The sequence below is a fragment of the Nonomuraea sp. NPDC049649 genome, assembly GCF_040675175.1.
Lineage (GTDB): Bacteria > Actinomycetota > Actinomycetes > Streptosporangiales > Streptosporangiaceae > Nonomuraea.
The window spans coordinates 1-22,551 of record NZ_JBFAOH010000062.1 but is presented as its reverse complement, the minus strand read 5'-3'; the positions used below and the strand labels follow the sequence as shown (position 1 = coordinate 22,551).

18 protein-coding genes and 1 pseudogene are annotated in these 22,551 nt (G+C 68.6%); 14 read left to right on the top strand and 5 right to left on the bottom strand.

All coding sequences use genetic code 11. The features are described 5' to 3' along the window. Positions 1-286: 286 nt before the first annotated feature. A complete protein-coding gene (locus AB0J42_RS35930; RefSeq protein ID WP_364302670.1) occupies positions 287-814 on the top strand; it encodes a phosphate-starvation-inducible PsiE family protein in 528 nt (175 codons plus the stop codon). A 13-nt stretch (positions 815-827) separates the two neighbouring features. On the opposite strand, the gene ligD is transcribed toward AB0J42_RS35930, so the two are convergent. Further along, entirely contained in the window at positions 828-1,775 is a 948-nt protein-coding gene (ligD, locus tag AB0J42_RS35925) for a non-homologous end-joining DNA ligase (RefSeq protein WP_364302667.1), read from the bottom strand. Positions 1,776-1,990: 215 nt separating this feature from the next. After that, on the bottom strand, positions 1,991-2,530 hold the full coding sequence (locus AB0J42_RS35920; RefSeq protein WP_364302665.1) for a DUF2267 domain-containing protein: 540 nt from the start codon (positions 2,528-2,530) through the stop codon (positions 1,991-1,993). Positions 2,531-2,577: 47 nt separating this feature from the next. Between AB0J42_RS35920 and AB0J42_RS35915 the strand changes: the two genes are divergently transcribed. The 11 genes from AB0J42_RS35915 to AB0J42_RS35865 all read left to right on the top strand — a co-directional run bounded on the left by AB0J42_RS35915 (position 2,578) and on the right by AB0J42_RS35865 (position 15,643). Then, positions 2,578-5,205 carry an AAA family ATPase gene (locus AB0J42_RS35915; protein ID WP_364302663.1) on the top strand — a complete coding sequence of 876 codons (2,628 nt, stop codon included), beginning with the start codon at positions 2,578-2,580 and terminating at the stop codon, positions 5,203-5,205. Positions 5,206-5,241: 36 nt separating this feature from the next. Continuing rightward, positions 5,242-5,694, top strand: coding sequence for an Hsp20/alpha crystallin family protein (locus AB0J42_RS35910; protein WP_364302661.1), 453 nt, complete (start codon positions 5,242-5,244; stop codon positions 5,692-5,694). Positions 5,695-6,017: 323 nt separating this feature from the next. Next, on the top strand, positions 6,018-7,916 hold the full coding sequence (gene dnaK, locus AB0J42_RS35905) for a molecular chaperone DnaK (RefSeq protein WP_364302659.1): 1,899 nt from the start codon (positions 6,018-6,020) through the stop codon (positions 7,914-7,916). Between the two features lies 1 nt (position 7,917). Then, positions 7,918-8,424: a nucleotide exchange factor GrpE gene (locus tag AB0J42_RS35900; protein WP_364302657.1), complete on the top strand. Its 507-nt coding sequence runs from the start codon at positions 7,918-7,920 to the stop codon at positions 8,422-8,424. After that, on the top strand, positions 8,424-9,356 hold the full coding sequence (locus AB0J42_RS35895) for a DnaJ C-terminal domain-containing protein (protein ID WP_364302655.1): 933 nt from the start codon (positions 8,424-8,426) through the stop codon (positions 9,354-9,356). Before AB0J42_RS35900 ends, AB0J42_RS35895 begins: the two co-directional genes overlap by 1 nt. Beyond that, a complete protein-coding gene (locus AB0J42_RS35890) occupies positions 9,356-9,646 on the top strand; it encodes a chaperone modulator CbpM (protein ID WP_364302672.1) in 291 nt (96 codons plus the stop codon). Before AB0J42_RS35895 ends, AB0J42_RS35890 begins: the two co-directional genes overlap by 1 nt. A 10-nt stretch (positions 9,647-9,656) precedes the next feature. After that, positions 9,657-12,275 carry an ATP-dependent chaperone ClpB gene (gene clpB, locus AB0J42_RS35885; RefSeq protein WP_364302653.1) on the top strand — a complete coding sequence of 873 codons (2,619 nt, stop codon included), beginning with the start codon at positions 9,657-9,659 and terminating at the stop codon, positions 12,273-12,275. 1 nt (position 12,276) lies between these two features. After that, positions 12,277-12,705, top strand: coding sequence for a thioredoxin (trxA, locus tag AB0J42_RS35880; RefSeq protein WP_364302651.1), 429 nt, complete (start codon positions 12,277-12,279; stop codon positions 12,703-12,705). A 184-nt stretch (positions 12,706-12,889) separates the two neighbouring features. Next, positions 12,890-13,339 (top strand): DUF1931 family protein, encoded by a 450-nt coding sequence (locus AB0J42_RS35875; protein ID WP_364302649.1) that lies wholly within the window; start codon positions 12,890-12,892, stop codon positions 13,337-13,339. Between the two features lie 172 nt (positions 13,340-13,511). Further along, a complete protein-coding gene (locus AB0J42_RS35870) occupies positions 13,512-14,165 on the top strand; it encodes a DUF1345 domain-containing protein (protein WP_364302647.1) in 654 nt (217 codons plus the stop codon). Between the two features lie 392 nt (positions 14,166-14,557). Then, entirely contained in the window at positions 14,558-15,643 is a 1,086-nt protein-coding gene (locus AB0J42_RS35865; RefSeq protein ID WP_364302645.1) for an aromatic acid exporter family protein, read from the top strand. 24 nt (positions 15,644-15,667) lie between these two features. Here AB0J42_RS35865 and AB0J42_RS35860 read toward each other — a convergent pair whose 3' ends face one another. Continuing rightward, entirely contained in the window at positions 15,668-17,092 is a 1,425-nt protein-coding gene (locus AB0J42_RS35860; protein ID WP_364302643.1) for a sugar porter family MFS transporter, read from the bottom strand. A gap of 341 nt (positions 17,093-17,433) precedes the next feature. Here AB0J42_RS35860 and AB0J42_RS35855 point away from each other — a divergent pair, with 341 nt between their 5' ends. After that, entirely contained in the window at positions 17,434-18,780 is a 1,347-nt protein-coding gene (locus tag AB0J42_RS35855; protein WP_364302641.1) for a hemolysin family protein, read from the top strand. After that, positions 18,777-19,847 (top strand): hemolysin family protein, encoded by a 1,071-nt coding sequence (locus tag AB0J42_RS35850; RefSeq protein WP_364302639.1) that lies wholly within the window; start codon positions 18,777-18,779, stop codon positions 19,845-19,847. Before AB0J42_RS35855 ends, AB0J42_RS35850 begins: the two co-directional genes overlap by 4 nt. A gap of 720 nt (positions 19,848-20,567) precedes the next feature. Here the strand turns inward: AB0J42_RS35850 and AB0J42_RS35845 are convergent. Then, a pseudogene (locus AB0J42_RS35845) lies at positions 20,568-21,281 on the bottom strand (transposase); the annotation flags it as partial. A gap of 231 nt (positions 21,282-21,512) precedes the next feature. Then, on the bottom strand, positions 21,513-22,427 hold the full coding sequence (locus AB0J42_RS35840; protein ID WP_364302637.1) for a class I SAM-dependent methyltransferase: 915 nt from the start codon (positions 22,425-22,427) through the stop codon (positions 21,513-21,515). Between the last annotated feature and the right edge of the window lie 124 nt (positions 22,428-22,551).

Here is a 22,551-nt window from a genome sequence, read left to right as displayed (position 1 = left end):
AACTCTGGCGGGTGAGGTGCGGGCATGGGGGACATCCTTCCTGATGATCAAGGGTGACCTCAGGGCAAGTGTCCGGAAAACGGGGGGAAGCTCAGATTTCCCGCTGGTACCCCGCCTGCGGGCAGTGTGCCGCTCACTCCAACAGCGTGTCGCCCGCGTACGTGACCAACGCTCGCGGCCATGAAAGTTGATGCACGGCACCGGACCGGGCAGCGAGATTCGCGCGTGGCCATTCGAGGGTAGTGCTCACCCCGTACGACGCACAGCACGATGCCAGGTACGGACCATGGACAACCCAACGGACAAATCACTCGGACCTCCGGCTCCGGCCGGGATCCCCCACAGGCCGGGGAACAGCAGGCTGCTCGCCATGCTGACCGCCGCCGAGCACGGAATCCTCTACCTGGTGTCGTTCGCGCTGCTGGCCCTGGCCGTCGGCATCCTCGCCCTCATGACCCTCACCATCGTCCAAGGAGGCGTATCCGGCGCCGAGAAAATCATCATCATCCTGGAAGAGCTGCTCCTGGTGCTGATCGTGCTGGAGATCTTCGTGACGGTGCAGACCCACCTGGAGGGCGGCCGCCTGCAACTGGAACCGTTCATCATCGTCGGCATCATCGCGATCATCCGGCACATCCTGTCGGTGGTCGTCCGGCTGACCATCCCGGTCCACCCGGCAGAGAGCCGCCAGCAACTCACGGAGCTCGCCATCTACGCCGGCAGCGCCTTCATCCTGGTCACCGCCCTGGCACTGACACGATGGTCGCGACGCCGGCCCACCCCGCCCGGCACAGCGCTCCCGGACGAGAACTGACCGATCCCCGCCGTCAGCTCTCCTCCTTCCGTACCTGGTCCGGCCGCTTGTCCGGGCGCAGGCCGCGCCAGCTCGGATGCCGCAGACGGCCGTCCGCAGTCCACTCCGTGTACTGCACCTCGCCCACCAGGGTGGGATCGACCCATCGCGCGTCGCGCTCGTGCGTGCGCGGCAGCTCCTCGCTGAACGGGCTGTCCGGGCGCTCGTGCGGCGCGAGTCGGGCCGCGAGATCCCGCAGCATCTCATCCGTGAAGCCGGTGCCTACATTCCCCACGTAGACCAGCCGTCCCAAGTCGTCGTACACGCCCAGGAGCAGCGACCCAATCATGTCGGCGCGTCTGCCCTCGCCTGGCCTCCACCCTCCCACGATCACCTCCTGGGTGCGAAAATTCTTCACCTTCACCCAGTCGCGGCTGCGCCGTCCCGGCGAGTAAGTCGATGCCAACCGCTTGGCGACCACGCCTTCCAGCAGGCGCTCGCGGCTCCGCCGGAACGCCGTGGCCCCGTCGCCGACGCTGTGGGGCGGGACGCTCCAGCGTTCTCCGGCCACCACGGTCGTCGAAAGCAGTTCTCTGCGTTCCGTGTACGGCAGGTCGATGGTGGAGAAGTCGTCCACATGCAGGACATCGAAGATCAGATAGGAGACCGGCGTCGACCGAGCCAAGACCGCGACTCTGCTCGGATCCCGCTGGTGGATGCGCGGTTGCAGCGCGGTGAAGCTCGGCACACCCCGATGATCGAATGCGACGATCTCCCCGTCGAGCACAGCACTGCCCCGTACTGCGGTCGGCAGCGATCCAAGCTCCGGGTAGGCGGCCGTGACGTCGAGGCCGTTGCGTGAGACCAGCCGGAGCGCGGCGCCGTCGACGTAGCCGAGCGCCCGTGCACCGTCCCATTTCATCTCGTAGCCGAACAGCCGGTCCTCCGCCGACGATGGCAGCCGCCCAAGCCGCGCCAGCATCGGCGAGTACCTTGGAAGGTTCCCCATAAGAAGGTCGTACCCAAGCGCGGAACGCTTCTGTGATAGCTGTGGTGGGACCCGCGCTTGTAGCGTTCCCCCTGTACGACCGTGGACGCGCTCGGCGCCCATGTCGCAGGTCTTTCAGCAAAGGGGGCCGCGTCGATCGCGGCAGTCGTGCCCCCGGCGGGACTCAACGCCCTACGCCACGCCGACAGCTAGGGAAGCACCGAAGCCAGGTCTCTCGGCATGCTGGACTTCACGTCCTCCCACTCGCCGTCGGTAATGTACCTCCTGAGCGCCTGCAAAACCGTCTTGACGAGATCTTCCGTGTTCTCCTGGATCGGGAAGTCCACCTCGCTCGACACGCGTTCGAGGAACTCCTCGCGGTCGACTTTCATCGGAACCGCGCCCGGGCGCCAGCCGTCGTAATAGAGACCACGGATCAGCAGCGGCAGTTGGGCGGCGAGGTGCGCGCTCTCCTCGACGGACAGCCGGTCGCGCAGCGCGTGAAGCACCGCCCGGAGGGCGGCGTACGATCGATTCCGGTGTTCAGCGGACCAACCGTGCGCCTCTTCGATCTCTCGCAGGACCCGGTTCGTCTTGTCTACCGTCCGGTTGAACGACGCAAAACCGGTCTCCGCCATCTCATCCACCCCTTCGCGTTCTCTTGCGGCATTACAACCGTGGCTCCAGCCGCCCCCGGGCCACATCCCCAAGACATGTAGGACACCGAGCACAAAGATCTCGACAGGCATGGGATTCACCGCTCTGGCGCCGGAAAGCGTACGAGGGGGGCGACGAGATGCGGGGACGCGATCGGGAGTGGCGCCGGGTCGAGGAGCTGTTCCGCACGCTGCGGCAAGGCGGGACCGGCACGCTGCTCGTAGACGGTGAACCCGGGGTGGGCAAGAGCAGGCTGCTGGAGGAAGCAGCCGAGGCCGCTCCCCGCCACGGCATCGGCGTGATCCGCGGCAGTGTGCAGGAATTCGGCGAACTCGTTCCGTGCGGCTTCCTGCTGGAGGCCCTCGGCCTCCCGTTCGAGGCGGAGTCCGTCGGCTCACCGGCACACCTGCTGGACTACCTGACGAAGGGCTTCGAAGAGCGGGCCGGAGCGCCGGTGCTGGCCGTGATCGACGACCTGCACCGGGCCGAACCGGCGACGCTGAAGACCGTCTGTGTCCTGCACGATCGGCTGAGGACCCGGTCCGTCGGCTGGCTGCTGAGCGGCTCTGCAGCCGAGAACAACGCCTGGGCCCCCTGCCTGTTCGGCCCCTTGGAGCGGAACGGCGCCGCGCGGGTGACGCTCGGGCCGCTCTCGCCGAAGGCCGTCGCGGAGCTGGCAGCGGACCTGCTCGGGAAGGCCCCCGATCCGACGACGCGTGCGCTGCTGGCCGGTGCCGGGGGCAATCCTCTGCTGATCATCGAATTGCTCGCGGGCCTGCGCGACGAAACCCGCCTCGATGCGTCCGGTGACGCCATGCCACGTGACCATGTGCCCGCCCGGCTGCGGACGGTGGTACGACGCTGGACCGATGCCCTGGGCGGGGACGCCAGAAGTTTGGTGGAGACGGTCGCCGTGCTCGGCGGGCCGCTGCCGGTCGAGCAGGCCGCGTCGCTGCTAGGCACCACACCGGCAGGCTTGCTCTGCGCCATCGGGGAAGCCACGGCGGCAGGCATCCTCGACGTCACCGAGCGGGGGCTCGCCTTCCGCTACGAGCTGGTCGGGACCGTCACCGCCACCTGGGTTCCTCCGCCGATACGGGACGCGCTGCTGAGCCAGTCCGGCGCTCTCACAGACCCCGGACCGGCGGGCGCCCCTTTCACCGCTTCGGCCGCCGCCGTCCACACGGCGATCGCCGATGGGCGGCTGGAGGAGGCCGAGAACATGATCCGGGAACGTCTCGCCGGCGATCTCTCCGCGCAGCACGTGGCGGAACTGCGATGCCTGCTGTCGGACGTCCTGTACCGGACCGGCAGGGGCGAGGAGGCGATCCACGAGGCCGGCAGCGTACTGGCCCTCCCGGCCCGCCCGCATCACGTGCGCGACCGCGCGGTCGCCGTGCGGCTGTACGCCATGACACGCCTGCGTGACGACCACGTACGCGCGTACGCGGAGGAGATCGTCGAGGGCGAGTCCGGGTACGGTCCGGCAGTCACCGCCGCCGCGCTGACCGCCCTGGCCACGATCGAGCGGGACGAGGGCAGGCTTTCGAACGCCTTCGCACTGGCCGGGGATGCCTGGCGGCTGTCCGGCATGGACGGGCCGGACGAACGCCGCTACGAGGCCTGTCTCACGATTGCGGCGATGCTCGTCGATGTGCGCGACCTCGACGCGGCGCGGGCGATGCTCCAGCAGGCACGCACGGACATGCTCGCCCACGACCATCCGGTCTGGGCGGCGGACGTCGCGGCATTGGAGGCTCGCGCCGAATTCGCCGCGGGCCGGTTCGACGGTGCGGTCGCCGAGGCGAGAAGAGCCATGAGCCTCGCCGCCGCCCACAACACGCCGCCGGCCGCCGAGGTGGCCGGCGGCGTGCTTGCCGCCGTCGCTCTCCGGCGGGGCGACCTGCGAGAAGCGACGCGACGGGTCGCGGCCCCCGCTGAGGGGTCGGGCGAAGCACATGCGAGGCGGTCCCTGCTGGCAGCCCAGGTCACCGAGGCGCGCGACGGCCCCCGGGGCGCGATGACCTTGCTCACGGATCTCTGGGGCCCGCTCCGGCAGCCGTCCCCGCTGCTCGCCGTGGATCCGACGGTGAGCGCGTGGATGGTCCGGGCCGCCATGGGCGCGGGAGACCGTTCGACGGCCGAGTCCATCGTCGCCACGGCGGAGGCCCTCGATCACGCCAGCCCGGGGTTCCGGACATTGGCCGCCTCCGCCGCGCACGCCCGGGGCCTGCTCTATGGCGATCGCGAGGCTCTCACCCTAGCTGCCGGCCAGATCGAGGACCCATGGGCGCAGGCCTCGGCCAAGGAGGATCTGGGCGTGGTGCTGAAGGCCGCCGGGGAGCAGCAGGAGGCGGTCGCCAGCCTGGATCAGGCCTTGGCGATCTACCACGACATCGGATCCACCAGGGATGCGGCACGCGTCCGCCGGAGGCTGCGCGGCCTGGGAGTGCGCCGCCGCCACTGGCACCACACTCCGCGGCCTCCCTCCGGCTGGAACAGCCTCACGGAGACCGAGGATGCCGTCGCGCTGCTCGCCGTCGACGGATGGACCAACCGGCAGATCGCCGAGCAGATGTTCCTCAGCGTCCATACGGTCGCGTTCCATCTGCGGCATGTCTACCGCAAGCTGGGCATCAATTCCCGCGTCGAGCTCACACGTCTCGCGGTGGCGCAGGGACGTGCCGGCCCCGACGGGTCGCACCGCCGAAACTACACCGATGGGGGATGTGACAGCCCGGTGCGAGGACAAGGGTCGGAACGGTAAGCACTGGACCCGGACTCTCACCCCGAGGGGGTACCGATGGCACGACTGGCAATTCGCCCCAGGCTCGGCGAGCTGTACCCGATGCGCGAGTTCGAGGACGTCTACGACCGGCTGGGGCAGCTGATGAGCGCAGCCCTGGGAGAGTTCACCGAGGACGGGCCCACCGGCACGTGGACTCCCGCGGCCGACATCTCGGAGACCGAGGACTCGTACGTCGTGGAGGTAGACGTCCCCGGTGCGAAGAAGGATCAGGTCGACGTCCAGCTCTCCGAGCGCGAACTGATCGTCACGGGGCAGATCGAGAAGCACGACAGTCAGCGGCGGCACCGCGAGACGCGCAGGGCCGGCAGGTTCGAGCTGCGCACGCTGCTCCCAGGAGAGGTCGACGACGAACGAGTCGAGGCACGTCTGTCCGACGGCGTGCTGACGGTCACCGTTCCGAAGGCGGAGGCTGCCAAGCCCCGGCACATCGAGGTGACCGCCGCCTGAGGCGGGAAGAGGAGGAGTCGTATCCGGTCCCCTTACTGCCAGCAGGGGGACTGCTCGTCATACGACACGTCTCGTACCTCCGCGCGGCCGGCTGGGGCGCGCGAAGCGAGGTCCGGCCTCCCCGCCGGCCTGTTCCACGGGATCTTCGCGACGAGGGCAGCGTCCATGGTCGCGCTGGTCCCGTGGCGATCATTGGCCGGCGGTTCTTCGCGGGCCGGCCGCGCACCCGACACACGGCGGCGGATGAATACCGAGTACGAGGTCCTCCTCGAGTCCGGGCATGCGGCCAGGGCCGATGAGCTTCTTGGGAAGGCGGACGAGCAATGGCGAAGGCAGTAGGAATCGATCTCGGAACCACGAACTCGGTGATCGCCGCCACGGAGGACGGTCACCCCACGGTGCTCCCCAACGCGGAGGGCTCGCGGACGACCCCGTCCGTGGTGGCGTTCACCGCCGAGGGTGAGCGCCTGGTGGGTCAGCTCGCGCGGCGCCAGGCGATACTCAACCCGAAGGGGACGATCTACTCGTCCAAACGATTCATCGGCCGTCGCTACGAGGAGGTCGAGAGCGAGAGCCACGCTGTGTCCTTCGACGTCGTCGAAGGGCCGCAGGGAGCCGTCCGCTTCCAGGTCGGCGACAAGCAGTATGCGCCGGAGGAGGTCTCGGCGCTGGTCCTGCGCAAGCTGGCTGCCGACGCCGCGAAGTACCTGGGCGAGAAAGTGACCGAGGCGGTCATCACCGTGCCGGCGTACTTCAACGACGCCCAGCGCCAGGCCACCAAGGACGCGGGGCGCATCGCGGGCCTCGAGGTCCTGCGGATCATCAACGAGCCGACCGCCGCCGCCCTCGCGTACGGGCTGGACAAGAAGGCCAACGAGACCGTGCTGGTCTTCGACCTGGGCGGCGGCACGTTCGACGTCAGCATCCTGGACATCGGCGAGGGGGTCGTCGAGGTCCGGGCCACCTCCGGCGACGGGCACCTCGGCGGCGATGACTTCGACCGCAGGATCGTCGATCATCTCGCTGACGATTTCCAGCGAGAGCAGGGCATCGACCTGCGCAAGGACCCGCAGGCATTGCAGCGCCTCTTCGAGGCGGCCGAGAAGGCCAAGGTCGAGCTGTCGTCGGTGACCCAGACCACGGTCAGCCTGCCGTTCATCACGGCGGACGCCTCCGGTCCCAAGCACCTCAACACCACGCTCATGCGGTCCACCTTCGAGAAGATCACCACCGACCTCGTCGAACGCTGCATCCATCCCGTCGAGCAGGCGATGCAGGACGCCAAGCTCAGACCCGCCGACATCGACGAGGTGATCCTCGTCGGCGGATCCACGCGAATCCCCGCCGTTCAGAACCTCGTCCGCAGGCTCACCGGGGGCAAGGACCCCAACATGACGGTGAACCCCGACGAGGTGGTCGCCGTCGGAGCGGCGACCCAGGCGAGCATCATCAAGGGTGAGGTGCAGGACGTCGTGCTGCTCGACGTCACGCCTCTCTCGCTCGGCGTCGAGACCCTCGGCGGGCTCATGACCAAGGTCATCGAGCGCAACACCACCATCCCGGCCCGCCGGACCGAGACGTTCTCCACCGCGGAGGACAACCAGAGCGCGGTGGACATCGTGGTCCTGCAAGGTGAGCGGGAGCGCGCCGCCGACAACCGGGTGCTCGGGCGCTTCCGGCTGGAGAACATCCGTCCCGCGCCACGAGGGGTGCCGCAGATCGAGGTCACCTTCGACATCGACGCCAACGGCATCCTCAACGTCTCCGCGCGAGACAAGGACACCGGGGCCGAGCAGCGGATCACCATCAGCGAAAGCTCCAACCTGGACAAGTCGGAGATCGAGCGGATGGTGGCGGACGCCGAGCAGCACCGTGCCGAGGACGCCCGGCTCCGGGAGACCGTCGACGCGCGCAACGAGCTGGACTCGGTCTCCTACCAGGTGGAGCGCCGGCTGAGGGAGCTCGGCGACGCGGTGCCCGTGCACGAGAAGGCTCGCGCGGAGCAGCTCGTCGAGGACGCCCGCCAGGCGATCAAGGAAGAAGCGCCCCTCGACCGGCTGCGCACACTCAGCGCGGAGCTCCAGCAGGTGTACCACGGACTCGGCGCCGCCGGTGGCCGGCCCGAGACGCCCGGGGTCCCGCCCCAGGGCCAAGGGGAAAGCGCCCCGGGCGCCGACGACGACGTGATCGACGCGGAGTTCACCACCTCGGAGCCCGATTGACATGAGCGAAAACGTACCCGATGCCCACAAGGAGCCCCGCGAGGAGGCCGCCGCCGCGTCAGCGGAGACGGACGCCAAACTCGCGGAGCTGGAAGACCGGTGGCTGCGCGCCGTCGCGGACCTGGACAACCTCCGTAAGCGAATTTCTCGCGACAACGAGCGGTTGCGGGCCGAGGAACGCGCCAGGGTCGCCGCCGCGTGGCTGCCCGTCCTGGACCATCTCGAGCTCGCACTGAGCCATGCCTCCCGCGGCGACGACCCGAAGGCGGTGCTCGACGGCGTGCGAGCGGTGCGCGACCAGGCCGTCGCAGTCCTGTCCAGCCTGGGCTACCCGCGGGACGACGAGACGGGCGTGATTTTCGACCCGGCGCGCCACGAGGCGGTGGCGACCGTCGAACGGGACGATGTCGAGCCCGGCACCGTCGTGGAGGTGCTGCGGCCCGGCTACGGCGAGGGAGAGCGGCAGCTGCGACCCGCGAGAGTCGCTGTCGGGAAGAAGGCGGAGTGATGGCCGCACGGCGGGACTTCTACGAGGTGCTCGGCGTGGACCGGAACGCCGGCGCGGACGAGATCCAGCGGGCCTACCGCAAGCTCGTGCGCGCCTACCATCCGGACGTCAACAAGGATCCAGAGGCCGAAGACAGGTTCAAGGAGATCTCCGAGGCCTACGCCGTGCTCTCCGATCCCGAGACGCGCCGCCGGTACGACGCGTTCGGGCACGACTTCCGTCAGGTGCCGCCCGACGTGGACCCCGCGGAGTACGCCCGCGCCCGCGCGGGTGCCGGCGCCCGGGCAGGGGCGGGCGGCGCATGGCGGCCGGCGGGGGCCGGGGACGTCGGCTTCGGCATGGGCATCGACCTGGACGATCTGCTCAGCGGCATGTTCGGTGGCAGGCGGGGCTGGGGTCCTGTGCCCGGCGCCGACCAGGAGGCGCAGCTCACGCTGACCGTCGAGGAGGCCTACCGCGGCGGCCGCCACGTCATCACGCTGCCTGGCGGCAGGCGCCTGGACGTCACAATCCCGCCCGGGGTCACCAACGGGCAGCGCATCAGGCTCGCCGGTCAGGGCGGGCGAGGAAGCAGCGGAGCGCCGGCAGGCGATCTGCACCTGATCGTGCGAATCGCTGATCATCCCCGGTATCGCGTGGAGGGCCGCGACATCCACGCCACCCTGCCGCTCTCCCCCTGGGAGGCGGCACTGGGCGCCACGGTGCCCATAGACACACCAGGCGGCGAGGCGAAGCTGAGAGTGCCGCCGGGCACGTCCAGCGGCCGTCGGCTGCGCTTGAGAGGGCGCGGCATGCGCAACCCGCATGGACCCGCGGGTGACTTCTTCGCCGAAGTCAAAATCATGGTGCCGGCCACGCTCACCGACGCCGAGCGACGCCTGTTCGAGCAGCTCGCCGCCGCATCGCGGTTCGACCCGAGGAGGCACTCGTGATGTACGCACTGGTACGCCCGGCCCGGCTCGACCTCGATTCCTACGCACGGGTCACAGGGCTGCACCCGGAGTTCGTTCGCCGGCTGGTAACGCTAGGGCTCCTGGAGCCGGGCAGGGATGCCAGGGGGGAGCTGTACTTCGCCCCTTCTCAGGTCAGGGCGGCCGCCCGCATTCAGCGGCTGCGCGAGGGCCTGTCCATCAACTACGCCGCGATCGGTGTGGTGATCGACCTCCTCGACCGGATCGCGGAGCTCGAGACCGCCCTGCGCGGCCCTTCGCCACGACGCTAGGGGGATTGGCATGGACCCGAACAGGATGACGCAGAAGACGCAGGAGGCTCTGCACGACGCCCAGACCAAGGCGCTGCGGCACGGTCACACTGAGGTCGACGGGGAGCATCTCCTGCTGGCCCTGCTCGACCAGTCCGAGGGGCTGGCACCTCGGCTGCTGCAACAGGCAGGCGCCGACACGCAACGTCTTGGCGCCGACGTCGAGGCGGAGCTGATGCGCAGGCCCAAGGTCAGTGGCCCAGGCGCCGCCCCCGGCCAGGTGTTCGTCACTCAACGCCTGGCCCGGCTGCTCGACGCCGCCGACCGAGAGGCGAGCCGGCTCAAGGATGAGTACGTTTCGGTCGAGCACCTGGTGCTGGCCATGGTCGAGGAGGGCGCAACGACCGCGGCGGGGCGGCTGCTGCACAGTCAGGGTGTGACCAGGGACCGGTTCCTGCAGGCGCTCACCGCCGTCCGGGGCAACCAGCGGGTCACCTCGGCCATGCCCGAGGTCGCCTACGAGGCACTGGAGAAGTATGGGCGCGACCTGGTCGCGGACGCTCGGGCGGACAAGCTCGATCCCGTGATCGGCCGCGACACGGAGATCCGCCGGGTGATCCAGATTCTGTCCCGCAAGACCAAGAACAATCCCGTCCTGATCGGTGACCCCGGCGTCGGCAAGACGGCCGTGGTCGAAGGGCTCGCCCAGCGGATCACCCGCGGCGACGTCCCCGAAGGGCTGCGCGACAAGACCATCTTCAGCCTGGACATGGGCGCGCTGGTCGCGGGGGCCAAGTACCGCGGGGAGTTCGAGGAACGCCTCAAAGCCGTGCTGAACGAGGTGAAAGCGGCCGAGGGCCGGATCCTGCTGTTCGTCGACGAGCTGCACACGGTGGTCGGCGCCGGGGCGACCGAGGGTGCCATGGACGCGGGCAACATGCTCAAGCCGATGCTCGCGCGCGGCGAGTTGCACATGATCGGCGCGACCACGGTGCAGGAGTATCGCCAGCACATCGAGAAGGACGCCGCCCTGGAGCGGCGGTTCCAGCCGGTACTGATCGACGAGCCCTCGATCGAGGACGCTGTTTCGATCCTGCGCGGCCTGCGTGAGCGGCTGGAGGTCTACCACGGCGTGAAGATCCAGGACAGCGCGCTCGTCGCCGCGGTGACGCTGAGCCACCGCTACATCGCCGACCGGTTCCTGCCGGACAAGGCCATCGATCTGGTCGATGAGGCGTGCGCGATGCTCCGCACCGAGATCGACTCCATGCCGGCCGAGCTCGACGCGCTCACCAGGAAGGTGATGCGGCTGGAGATCGAGGAGGCCGCGCTGGCCAAGGAGGACGACCCCGCGAGCCGGTCCCGCCTGGAAGAGCTGCGGAAGGAGCTGAACGCCTCGCGTGCCGAGGCCGAGGCGATGCGGGCGCAGTGGGAGGCCGAGCGGTCGGCCTTGCGCAAGGTGCAGAGCCTGCGGCAGGAGCTGGAGAGCGTGCGGCGGGAGGCCGAACAGGCCGAGCGTGCCTACGACCTGAACCGTGCCGCCGAGCTGCGCCACGGCCGGCTCCCCGAGCTGGAACGCCGGCTACGCGCCGAGGAGGAGCGGCTGGGTACCCGGCAGAACGGCCACCGGCTGCTGCGCGAAGTCGTCACGGAGGACGAGATCGCGTCCATCGTCTCCCGCTGGACCGGCATCCCGGTGACCCGGCTGAAGGAGGCGGAGCGGGACAAACTGCTCAAGCTCGATGAAATCCTGCACGAACGTGTCGTCGGGCAGGAGGAGGCCGTGCGGCTCGTGGCCGACGCCGTCATCCGCGCTCGTTCCGGCATCAAAGATCCTCGGCGCCCCATCGGATCGTTCCTGTTCCTCGGACCCACCGGGGTGGGCAAGACCGAACTCGCGAAGTCCCTCGCGGCGGCCCTGTTCGACACCGAGGACAACATGGTGCGCATCGACATGAGCGAGTACCAGGAGCGCCACACGGTCAGCCGGCTCGTCGGCGCTCCTCCGGGCTACGTCGGTTATGAGGAGGGCGGCCAGCTCACAGAGGCGGTGCGGCGCAAACCGTACTCGGTGGTGCTGTTCGACGAGATCGAGAAGGCCCACATGGACGTGTTCAACACGCTGCTGCAGGTCATGGACGACGGGCGGCTGACCGACGCGCAGGGCCGCACGGTCGATTTCCGCAACACCGTGATCATCATGACCTCCAACATCGGCTCGCAGCACCTGCTGGACGGCGTCACCGCCGACGGGGAGATCAAGCCCCAGGCACGCGAGAGCGTGATGGGTGAACTGCGCATGCACTTCCGGCCCGAATTCCTCAACCGGGTCGATGACATCGTGCTGTTCAAGCCGCTGACCGAGGCCGAGATCGAGCACATCGTGGACCTGATGTTCACCGACATCAGAAACCGCCTGGCCGACCGTCGGCTCACCCTGGAGGTCACCGAGGACGCGCGCCGGCTCATCGCCAACCAGGGCTACGACCCCGTCTACGGCGCCCGGCCACTGCGCCGGTTCATCTCCCGCGAAGTGGAGACCAGGATCGGACGCGCTCTGCTCTCCGGCGACGTGCCCGAAGGGTCCACCATCATGGTCGGCGCCGACAAGGGTGAGCTGAACGTCACCTTCTATCCGTCCAGGACCTGACATGAACACCCTGAACTGCGCCAACTGCGGCAGGCCCAACAGGGTTCCGGACGCCTGGCGAGGCAGGCCCTTGTGCGGGGTCTGCCACCGCCCGCTGCCGTGGATCGTCGACGCCGACGACAGCACCTTCGCCGAGGTCGCCGAACGCGCCGACCTTCCCGTCCTCGTCGATTTCTGGGCGCAGTGGTGCGCACCGTGCCGGACAGTCACCCCGGCACTCGAACAGCTCGCCCGCGAGATGGCGGGACGGCTCAAACTCGTCAAAGTCGACGTGGACAGGTCTCCGGCCCTCGCCCGCCGATATGCGATCACGGCCGTCCCGACGCTCATGGTGCTGCACGAGGGCCGCGTCGTGGCGCGGCGCGCGGGCGCACCGCCCGTGCCGCAGTTGCGCGAGTGGGTCGAAGACACCGTACGGGCACCGTCATGACGGCCTCGCCGGCCTGCGCGGCCGGAGCGCCTGACCCGCGCGGGATCCGGACCAGCGCGCTGTCCGCCGCGGGCGACGTTCGCAGCGGCCAGGTCAGACGGGTCGCTTCCGAAGCCGGAGAAGGCGCCACCGTACAAGAGAGATCCACCACCCGAGGAAGTCATGAGAGAGGACGGTGATCCACATGCCCGTGATCGCAGTTTCCAGGTTCGAGCACTTCTTCCGCGCCGCCGCGGGACTGGACGTGGACAAGGCCGACCTGAAGCGCCACAGCGACTTCGTCAACCGCAAGCTGTACGACATGCTCGTCGTCGCCGAGGCCGCCGCGAAGGCGAACCGGCGCGACATCATCCAGCCCTGGGACCTGCCCATCACGAAGGGACTGCAGGAGAACATGCACGACTTCCGTGACCTGGACGAGGAACTGGACCTGGCGTCGATCCTGGACGAGCTCGCCGCGCTGCCTCCGCTGGATCTGTCGCTCAGCGTGGAAACCGAGGCCCGGCTGCCGGCCGTGGCGGGCGGGCTCTCCGTGGCGCTCGGCAGGGCGATCAGGCTCATCGAGCCCGATCGGAAGAACCCGACGAGCAAGGAGTGGGAACGAACGAGCCAGATCTTCGACCTGCTGCTATGACGCGACTCGGCGGGCCGCCGTCGTCTGCCGCCGCCGATTCCGGCTGTGCTCGGAGCCGGCGGGTAATTCCTCGGTCCCGGAGGAGCCAAAAGCACGGTCAGCGACGCCGAGCACGCGCTGGACTCGCACGTCAAAGGGATGGCCTCAGCCCGTCCTGTGACACGCTGATGCCGTGAGCGCAGCGTGGGAGGGTCGCGGACGGCGGATACTTTCCTTGCGGCGGGTTTCGATGTGCGCCCTGCTCGGGGCGGTGGCCGGCGGGGTTGTCGCGCTCATCGGCGCCCCTGAGCTGTTCTTCTTCGTCACCTGGGATGTGGCTGTTTCCCTCATCCTGGTGTGGGCGTGGCGGATCATCTGGTCGCAGGACCACGAGGGGACCGGGCGCACGGCAGAAGAGGAAGGTGAGACGCACACCACCGACACGGGCATTCTGATCGCCTCGGTGGCCAGTCTCGCGGCCGTCGTGGCCGCCGTCCTCCGCAAGGGCAGCGATCTGGACCCTGTCGCCGTGATATCAGTGATCTTGAGTTTGGTCACCGTAGTCCTGTCCTGGACTTTGACGAACACCGTTTTCGCCCTCAAGTACGCGCGCTTGTACTACGTCGAGGTTGACGGAGGCATCGACTTTCAGCAGGAGCAGCCGCCGAGCTATATCGACTTCGCCTACATGGCGTTCACCGTGGGCATGGCTTACGGAGTGACGGACAATGCGCTGAGCAGCACCCGCATCCGGAAAGTCGCCCTCGGGCACGCCCTGCTTTCCTATCTTTTCGGCACGGTCGTCATCGCGGTGTCGATCAGTCTCATCGCCAGTCTGGGAGAGTGATGAGCCCCTGTCGAATACGGGTCCGCTCGTAATGCCCGGCGCCGGCACGAAGTCCACCACGAGGATCGGCGAGCGAGGGTGCGGCCGGCTGCGGGATGGCGGCACGGCAAGACAGCAGCGAGGCGCCCGGGTCCTCTGAAGGCCTGGTGAGGGCAAAATGCTGCCCGGGAACGGAGTGCCCGCCACCCGGCGAGGGCAGCTCACAGCAGGAGGTAAAAGACGACCCGGAAGCCGTCAGGCGGGGCGCCACGGCTGGGGGTGCGGGGATGGCATTTTCCGCCGCGAGGCGATGGCTGGATCGGTGGGGCGACCGGCTCCCGGGCCCTGGTCGATGGCGGCGGCGTGGGCTACGCCGCTGGGCGCGGCGCGAGAGGCAGTTGCTGATGCCGACGGTGACGGTCACCGTCGGCTGCCTGCTGGCCTGGTGGATCTCCACCGAGATCGGTTCGCCTCAGGCGGTGCTCGCTCCCACCGGCGTGTTGCTGTCGGTGACGGCGACCGCCTACAGCACCGTGCTCCAGGCCTTCCAGCAGACCATCGCGGTGCTGGTCGGACTGGCGGCCGCCCTAGCCTTCGTACAGGTGTTCGGCGCCAACGCGGTCACCATGACCGTCATGGTCGCGGTCGCGCTGGTGGCCAGCAGAACCGTCGGCATACCCTGGCAGAACACACAAGCGCCCATCACCGCCCTGCTCGTCTTCACTCTGGGCCGTGAGTACGGCATGGCGCGACTGCTCGACATCGTCATCGGCGCGGTCGTCGGAACCACGCTCATCCTGATGATCCCGCCCCGTCACGTGGGCCGGGCCGCCAAGGACATGGCTGACTTCGCCGATGATCTCGCGGACCTCTGCTTCGACCTGGCGGAAGGTGTCAGGCGACCCTGGACCGCGCACCAGGCGCAGCAATGGCTGGCCCGTGCCAGGCGCCTATCCGGCAGGCTGCGTTCGGCCCACGAGAGCGCCGAACGAGCCAACGAGTCCCTGCGTTTCACCCTGCGCCGGGCGCGAACCCGCCGGCGCCTGCGCCACATCATGCAGGCCGCCCTGTGCCTGGAGCACGCCTGCCTTCAACTGCGCGGCATCGCCCGTGCCGTCGCCGACCTGGCCGCCGGGGTTCTCGGCCTGCCAGGAGAGCGCGAGACCAGCAATTTTCCCCGGGACTTCGCCGACCTCCTGGATGTGATCGGAAAGGCCTACACCTGCTTCGAGCATCTGCTGGTCGCCCCCGGCAACGGCGAGGACCTGGTCCAGCTGCGCGAGACTCTGGCGGAAGGCGAGCGTCTCGAACGCGCTGCCCGCGAACAGATTGCAGAGATTGATCCGCGTTCACCCCTCTGGACGCTGTACGGCACGCTGCTCCACGACTGCGTCCAGCTGCGCTACGAAGTCGATCCCGACCACGGGCCACACCGTGAGGCCATCCCCCCGCACGTCCATGAACAAGCGGCCCGGATCATGTCACGCCGGCGACGCTGACCTTCAGAGACCCTGGTGAGCGGGTCAGCCCATGTCCTCGAGCTTGCGGCCCTTGGTCTCCCTGATCCATCTTGCGACGAAGACGAACGACAGCAGCGCCATGACGGCGTACCCGGCGTAGGTGAGCGGAAGATTCCACTCCGCGAGCGCCGGGAACGAGACCGAGATCAGCCAGTTGGCGAGCCACTGGGCCGCGGCTGCGACGCCCAGGGCTGCGGCGCGGATGCGGTTGGGGAACATCTCGCCGAGCAGAACCCAGACCACCACGCCCCATGACAGTGCGAAGAACAGCACGAACGTGTTGGCGGAAACGAGCGCGACCAGCCCATGCGGGTCCGGCAGCGTAACCCTGCCGTCAGTCATCCTGGCCGCGCTGAACGCCCACGCCGTGGTGGCCAGCGCGATCGTCATCCCCACCGAGCCGATCATGAGCAGTGGCTTGCGGCCGATCTTGTCCACCAGCGCCATTGCGATCAGCGTGCCGATGATATTGATGATCGAACTGGAGAGGCTGATCAGCAGGGACTCGCTCTGGTTGATGCCGACCGACTGCCACAGTACGGTCGAATAGTAGAAGATCACGTTGATGCCGACGAACTGCTGGAAGGCCGACAGAGCGATGCCGATCCAGACGATCGGCAGCAGCCCGAACGCTGGGCCGCGCAGGTCCTTCATTCCCGGCACGCGTTCGGTGCGCACCACGTCCTGGATCTCCGCGATACGTTCGTCGAGGTCCACGTCTTCACCCTCGATCTCGACCAGCACCTCGCGCACCTGCCGCATGCGGCCCGACATGATCAGATAGCGGGGCGATTCGGGGAGTCTCAGAGCGAGCAGCAGATACAGCAGGGCCGGTATCGCGCAGGCGCCCAGCATCCACTGCCAGGCCTGCAGCGGCCCCAGATGGTTGTTGACGTTGCCGCCGGCGATGCTGGCGATCACGTAGTTGACGAGCTGTGAGACGGCGATGCCGAGCACGATGGCCAGCTGCTGGAACGAGCCCAGCCGTCCACGGTAGGCGGGCGGGGAGACCTCGGCGATGTACGCGGGTACGAGCATCGACGCCATGCCGATCGCGAAGCCCGCGATCAGCCGCCAGAAGCCGAGGTCCCAGACCGTGAACGGCAGCATCTGCCCGATCGAGCTGACCATGAACAGCAGCGCCGCAACCTGCATAGACCTCGTACGTCCCAGCTGGTCGGCCAGCCTTCCGCCCGTCCATGCGCCGGCGGCCGAGCCAAGCAGCGCGATCGCCACCACGACCCCGGTCTCCACCGGTCCCACCCGGAAGTGGTTCTGGATACCGACGACCGCGCCGTTGACGACGGCGCTGTCGTACCCGAACAGAAATCCGCCGACCGCAGCGGCCGCCGCGATGAACACGACATGTCCCAGGCGCTCTTGAGGAGCCCGGCTAATGATCATGAAAGTTCCCCCCTGACGGGACATACCCCCATCTCACTCTCGGTAGCCGAAGTGGAGCATTCCGCCATGAATGTCCGGCACATCGTCCTGGCAGCGGGCAGGCGCGTCAGAGTGTGCCGGTGACAGGTCAGGCAGGATGATCGGCCGGCGCCCATGCCGTGCCTGTTCGCGGGCTTCCTGCCCGTCTCGTCCCCTAGCCCGAGTGCGGGCGGCAGGCGCGAGGGCAGTGAGTATGACTGCCGAACAGCAACGGATACGGGAAAGGCGGTGCTGCCGGTGCTGGTACATGGGAGTACGCCCTGGCGGTCGGTCAGCTCGCCGTTCGTGCTGGCCGAGACCGGCCTTCGACGCGAGGAGCCCACCCGATGAGCGCGGTGCTCGGGCTGCTGGCGGTCTTCGTCCTCACCGCGGCCACCGGCTACTTCGTCGCCCAGGAGTTCGCCTACGTCAGCGTCGACCGCCTGACGCTGTCCACCCAGGCCGCCGCCGGCGACAAGAAGGCGGCCAAGGCCATCGAGGTGACGGAGCGGCTGTCGTTCATGCTGTCCGGTGCACAGCTCGGCATCACCGTCACCGCCCTGGTGGTCGGCTTCATCGCCCGGCCCGCGCTAGCCGAGCTGATCGCCCCCGCGCTGACTGGGCTCGGCATGTCCGGAGGCATGGTCGGCGCCGTCGCCCTGGCGATGGGCTTCGCCCTGGCGACGATCATCCAGATGGTGCTCGGTGAGCTGGCCCCCAAGAACCTCGCCCTGGCCAAGCCCGAACCACTCGCCCGTGCCCTGGCCGGCTCCACCCTCATCTACCTGACCGTCGCCGGGCCGATCATCAAGCTGTTCGACACCGCGGCCAACAGGCTCCTGCGCAGCGTGGGCATCGAACCGGTCGAAAAACTGCACCACGGCGCCACCCTGGAGGAGCTGGGCCACATCATCGACGAGTCCGAGGCACACGGTCACCTGCCCGGCAGTCAGGCCGACGTTCTGGAGCGCGCCCTGAACTTCTCCGACCACACCGCCGAGGAGGTCATGGTGCCGCGCGTCGAGGTCGTAGCCATCAGCGCCACAGCCACCCTGGCCGAACTGGACGAGCTCATCGCCCGCCACGGCCACACCCACTACCCGGTGCTCGGCGCCACCCTCGACGACGTGATCGGCCTGGTAGGCCTGCGCGAAGCCGCCGCCGTCCCACCGAGCAGGGCCGCCGAGACCCGCGTCGCGGACATCGCCCACGACGTGCTCATCGTTCCGTTCTCCCTGCCGCTGCCCGACCTGGCGCGCCAGCTGCACGAGCGCGGCGAGGAGGTGGCGTGCGTGGTCGACGAGCACGGCGGCCTGGCCGGACTGCTCACCTGGGAGGACGTGGCCGAGGAACTGGTGGGCGAGATCGCCGACGAAAACGACGTCGAAGAACCCTCCGCGGTAAGCCGGGATGGTGGCTGGGAGTTGGACGCCGGGCTGCGCATCGACGAGATCGCCCTGGAAACCGACCTCAACCTGCCCGATGAAGACGAGTACGACACCCTGGCCGGGCTCATTCTGCACCGGCTCGGACGCTTCGCCGCCCCCGGTGACACGATCACCGTGGATCTGCCCGCCACGCTGGACGACGAGGCGCCCACACACGCCCGTATCGAGGTGCTGACCCTCAACCGGCACGTGCCCGAACGCGTACGCCTGACCCCCTACCGCGACGACACCCCGGAGCGACCGTGAACCTGTGGACGGGCCTGATCCTGACCCTGCTCCTGCTGGTGGGCAACGGCTTCTTCGTGGCCGCCGAGTTCGCCCTGGTCGCCGCCAGGCGCCACCGCCTGGAAAAGGCCGCCGCCGGTGGCAGCCGGGCCGCCGCCGCCGCGCTGGCCGGGATCAAGGAGCTATCGCTGATGCTGGCCGGCGCGCAGCTGGGCATCACCCTGTGCTCGCTCGGCCTCGGCGTGGTCTCCGAGCCGCTGATCGCCGGCACGCTCAGCCCGCTCTTCCACACCATCGGCCTGCCCGGCGCCGCCGCACACACGGTCGCCTTCGTCATCGCGCTGGCGCTGGTGACGTTCCTGCACATGGTGCTCGGCGAGATGGCACCCAAATCCTGGACGATCGCCCACCCCGAACGCTCGGCCACTCTCCTGGCGCTGCCGTTCCGCGGCTTCACCCTGCTCGCCCGGCCCCTGATCAGCGCGCTGAACGGTATGACCAACGGCCTGCTGCGCCTGATCAAGGTCCGGCCCAGGAAGGAGGGCGCCAACCCGCGCACCCCCGCCCAGCTCCAGCACCTGGTGGAGGAGTCACGCCGGCTCGGCCTCATCGAGGCCGACGACCACGCCGTGCTCACCCAAGCCCTCCAAGCGTCGAACGCCCCCATCACCTCACTGATCACCCCGGCCGAGCAGGTCGTCACTGTACCCGCGTACGCCACCCCGCAGCAGGTCATCGACGCCTGCCTGCACGCCCAGCGCTCCCGCCTGATCGCCGGTCCCCTCACTGGCCCCGCAGGCGTCGTGCACGTGCGAGACGCCTACCTGGCGCGCCGCCGCGGCGCCACCGTGACCGCTGCCCAGCTCGCCCATCCACTGCCCGCCTTGGCCCACGACACCTCGATCTTCCAGGCGGTCTCCTGTCTGCGGGCAGCCCACAGCCAACTCGCCCTCGTCCACGCCGCAGACGGCACCCCAGCCCAACCCACCAGGCCTTTCGGGAGCGCCGACGACAGCTCTGCCAGGAGTGCAGTCGTAGGCATCGTCAGTCTCGACGACCTCCTGACCACGCTGCTCGTGCCCGCCTGACCACCAACCGCCTACGAACTGTCGTCGCAGGGCCGGCAGCAGTTCGTAAGCGTTCAGCGTTCACACCAGCAGCCATAGCGCGAGCGCCGACAGCCACGTCGGTGTCCGCCCTGCTCCGCCGCTCGCAGACCACAGCATGACGCCCCCGCCCGAGCCTGGCCAGCGGCGTCACGTACTGGTCATCGTCAACGTCGTCGCCCTGGCCGCAAACACGATGGCCCTCGAGGTGGCGTCGTTCCTGCCCATCGCCGCCATACGATAAGGACCTACGGCGTGCGGCAGCGACAGTACAGGGTTGCCGCAAGGGCCGCGTCCGCCCCAAGCAAGCAATACCTGGATCGCCAACTCTCACCAATCATGCTTCGGGTGTCGGGCCACGCCCGACGCGGGCGGTCACGGCGGTCCCTTTAACGTGGCGACGATGCCGATCACAATGGTGAGCCAGAAAGGAATGTTCCGGCTCCCGGGCACGGCCGGCGAGGCGGTACGGGTGGGCTTCACCAGCCGTCAGCTCACAGCGTGAGTAGGGATGGTCGGGGACTGGCGCGGTTCCCCTGGTGCGGCCTGTTCCCAACCCCTCACGTGCGGTTCTTCCGCGCACGGCTTACCGACGTTCTTACCCGTCGGCGTTCGGTCTTCCTCGCCAGTCCCGAAGGGCCTGGGCGGGAAGGTCTGTGCAGTAAACGGCTCTGGCCCACTTTCGGTGGTGACAGAACGTGGCTAGCCGAGCAGGATGCGGTGACGGAGGAGAGCGAACCCGGCGCGACCGTACATCTGCCGTTTGAGGAGCTTGGTCTTGGTATTGACGCCTTCGGTACCGCCGTTATGGAACGGCAGGCAGAGCGCGGCGATTACCGCATCGCGATCATTGACTAGGCCGCGGGTGAAGGCGTGCACGTGCGGCAGGTCGACCTGTCGTGCGAGCCCTATCCAGACGGTCAGCAGCCGATCGTTGCCGTCCTTCGGGTCGAAGAGGGCGGCGAAGTCCCGGACGAGGCCGCTCAGCATGGTCATCTCGCCACAGGCGGCGATGGCGGCATCGAGCCGTTCCCGCTGGGCGTTTGTCAGTGTGCCCGGTTCACTAAGGAGCAGACCGGCCAGCCGCTTCGGCGAGATCGCGAGCTGGTCGCACTCGACCCTGCCTTGGTTGATGTATCGGTACAGCAGGTTCTGACTGCCGGTGTAGCCGAGTTCCCTGAGTTCGGCGAGCAACTGCTGAACCGGAACGGCGGGCTCTTCAGCACGGCGGCGGCGCAGGTGATCACGGAACGGATCGACGAGCGTAGGCCGGTACTTCGGGACCCTGACCAGCCGCTCGGGCTCACTGATGCGGGCATACCGCTTGACGGTGTTCAACGCCACACCGAGGCGCCGGGCACACTCCAGCAGCCCCACGCCCTGGTCGAGCAGAGCGTGGACCTGCTGCCAGCGCTCGCGTGGCTCTGGTGATGACAGGTGACAGCACTTATCAGTGAGTTCGGACAGCGATAGCGGCTCCGTGAGCCAAAAAATATTGCTGAGTTTCAACAGCACTCGATGGCGCAGATGCCTCCCTCGACGTCGTGATGATGGTCGTCCTTCGTAACGGGCCAAGGTGGTTCGACTGGCAGCCTTCACCTGCAGATGCTCCACCTTGACCCGTTTTGCGGTGACAGATTCGGCGACTCAGGCCTGGCCGAGCCGCCATAGGGACGTGACCTCAGCGGCGCGGGCCGCGTGGAGAGGGTCAGTCTCATCGAGGGCACGCGGGTGTCTCGGCCGCACCTGCAGCCGGTCCACGACCCGCAGGCCTGCGGTTGCGAAGGCGGACAGAAGCTCGGCGCGAGTCCGCAGCGCGAGATGTTCGGCCAGGTCCGACAGGATCAGCCAACCCTCTCCGTCCGGTTCCAAGTGTTCGGCTAGACCGTTGAGGAAGCCGCTCAGCATGCGGCCGCCGGGGTCATAGACCGCGTGGTCGAGGGGTGAGGCGGGCTTGGCCGGGATCCACGGCGGGTTGCAGACGATGAGTGGCACGTGGCCGGGTGGGAAGAGGTCTGCGTGTATGACGTCGACCCTGCCGGCCAGTCCCAGCCGTTGGAGGTTGTCGCGGGCGCAGGCCAGGGCGCGCGGGTCCTGATCGGTGGCCATGAGGCGCTCGACGCCCCTGCGAGCGAGGACCGCGGCGAGCACGCCGGTTCCGGTGCCGATGTCGAACGCCCTGGAGCGCGAGATGAGCGGCGCCCGAGGCACCAGGTCGATGTACTCACCGCGGATCGGCGAGAAGACGCCGTAGTGCGGATGGATGCGACCGCCCAGTGCGGGCACGTCGATGCCTTTGGTGCGCCATTCGTGTGCCCCGGCGATGCCCAGCAGTTCGCGTAGCGAGGTCACCGACGGTCCCGCTGCGGGACCGTAGACCTCCGCGCAGGCCTGTCGCATGTCCGGGGCGCGCCGGAGGGGAACGGTGTAGTCGTGATCGAGCGGCACCAGCAGCCTGCCCAGCGTGCGGGCGCGCTGGGAGCGTGCCTGACGGTGCCGATGGAAGGCCTGGGCCGGCGACAGGGCGGGGCCGTGCGGACGGTGTTCGGCGCGCCGTGCCATGGCGCGCAGGAGCTGGCGGGCATTGTGGAACCTGCGTTCCGCAGATGTGTAGCGAGAAAAGCACATGAATCAGGGGCGTGAGCTGGGGAAACGTGTGCGGGCACGCTGGCGCGGCGTGTCACTA

Bases quoted from the DNA above. Each gene is read 5' to 3' on its own strand.
- AB0J42_RS35890 (WP_364302672.1), top strand. From the start codon at position 9,356: ATGTACGCACTGGTACGCCCGGCCCGGCTCGACCTCGATTCCTACGCA.
- trxA (WP_364302651.1), top strand. From the start codon at position 12,277: ATGAACACCCTGAACTGCGCCAACTGCGGCAGGCCCAACAGGGTTCCG.
- AB0J42_RS35895 (WP_364302655.1), top strand. From the start codon at position 8,424: ATGGCCGCACGGCGGGACTTCTACGAGGTGCTCGGCGTGGACCGGAAC.
- AB0J42_RS35920 (WP_364302665.1), bottom strand. From the start codon at position 2,530: ATGCCTGTCGAGATCTTTGTGCTCGGTGTCCTACATGTCTTGGGGATG.
- AB0J42_RS35930 (WP_364302670.1), top strand. From the start codon at position 287: ATGGACAACCCAACGGACAAATCACTCGGACCTCCGGCTCCGGCCGGG.
- AB0J42_RS35860 (WP_364302643.1), bottom strand. From the start codon at position 17,092: ATGTCCCGTCAGGGGGGAACTTTCATGATCATTAGCCGGGCTCCTCAA.
- dnaK (WP_364302659.1), top strand. From the start codon at position 6,018: ATGGCGAAGGCAGTAGGAATCGATCTCGGAACCACGAACTCGGTGATC.
- AB0J42_RS35900 (WP_364302657.1), top strand. From the start codon at position 7,918: ATGAGCGAAAACGTACCCGATGCCCACAAGGAGCCCCGCGAGGAGGCC.
- AB0J42_RS35910 (WP_364302661.1), top strand. From the start codon at position 5,242: ATGGCACGACTGGCAATTCGCCCCAGGCTCGGCGAGCTGTACCCGATG.
- AB0J42_RS35840 (WP_364302637.1), bottom strand. From the start codon at position 22,427: ATGGCACGGCGCGCCGAACACCGTCCGCACGGCCCCGCCCTGTCGCCG.
- AB0J42_RS35915 (WP_364302663.1), top strand. From the start codon at position 2,578: ATGCGGGGACGCGATCGGGAGTGGCGCCGGGTCGAGGAGCTGTTCCGC.
- AB0J42_RS35875 (WP_364302649.1), top strand. From the start codon at position 12,890: ATGCCCGTGATCGCAGTTTCCAGGTTCGAGCACTTCTTCCGCGCCGCC.
- ligD (WP_364302667.1), bottom strand. From the start codon at position 1,775: ATGCTGGCGCGGCTTGGGCGGCTGCCATCGTCGGCGGAGGACCGGCTG.
- AB0J42_RS35855 (WP_364302641.1), top strand. From the start codon at position 17,434: ATGAGCGCGGTGCTCGGGCTGCTGGCGGTCTTCGTCCTCACCGCGGCC.
- clpB (WP_364302653.1), top strand. From the start codon at position 9,657: ATGGACCCGAACAGGATGACGCAGAAGACGCAGGAGGCTCTGCACGAC.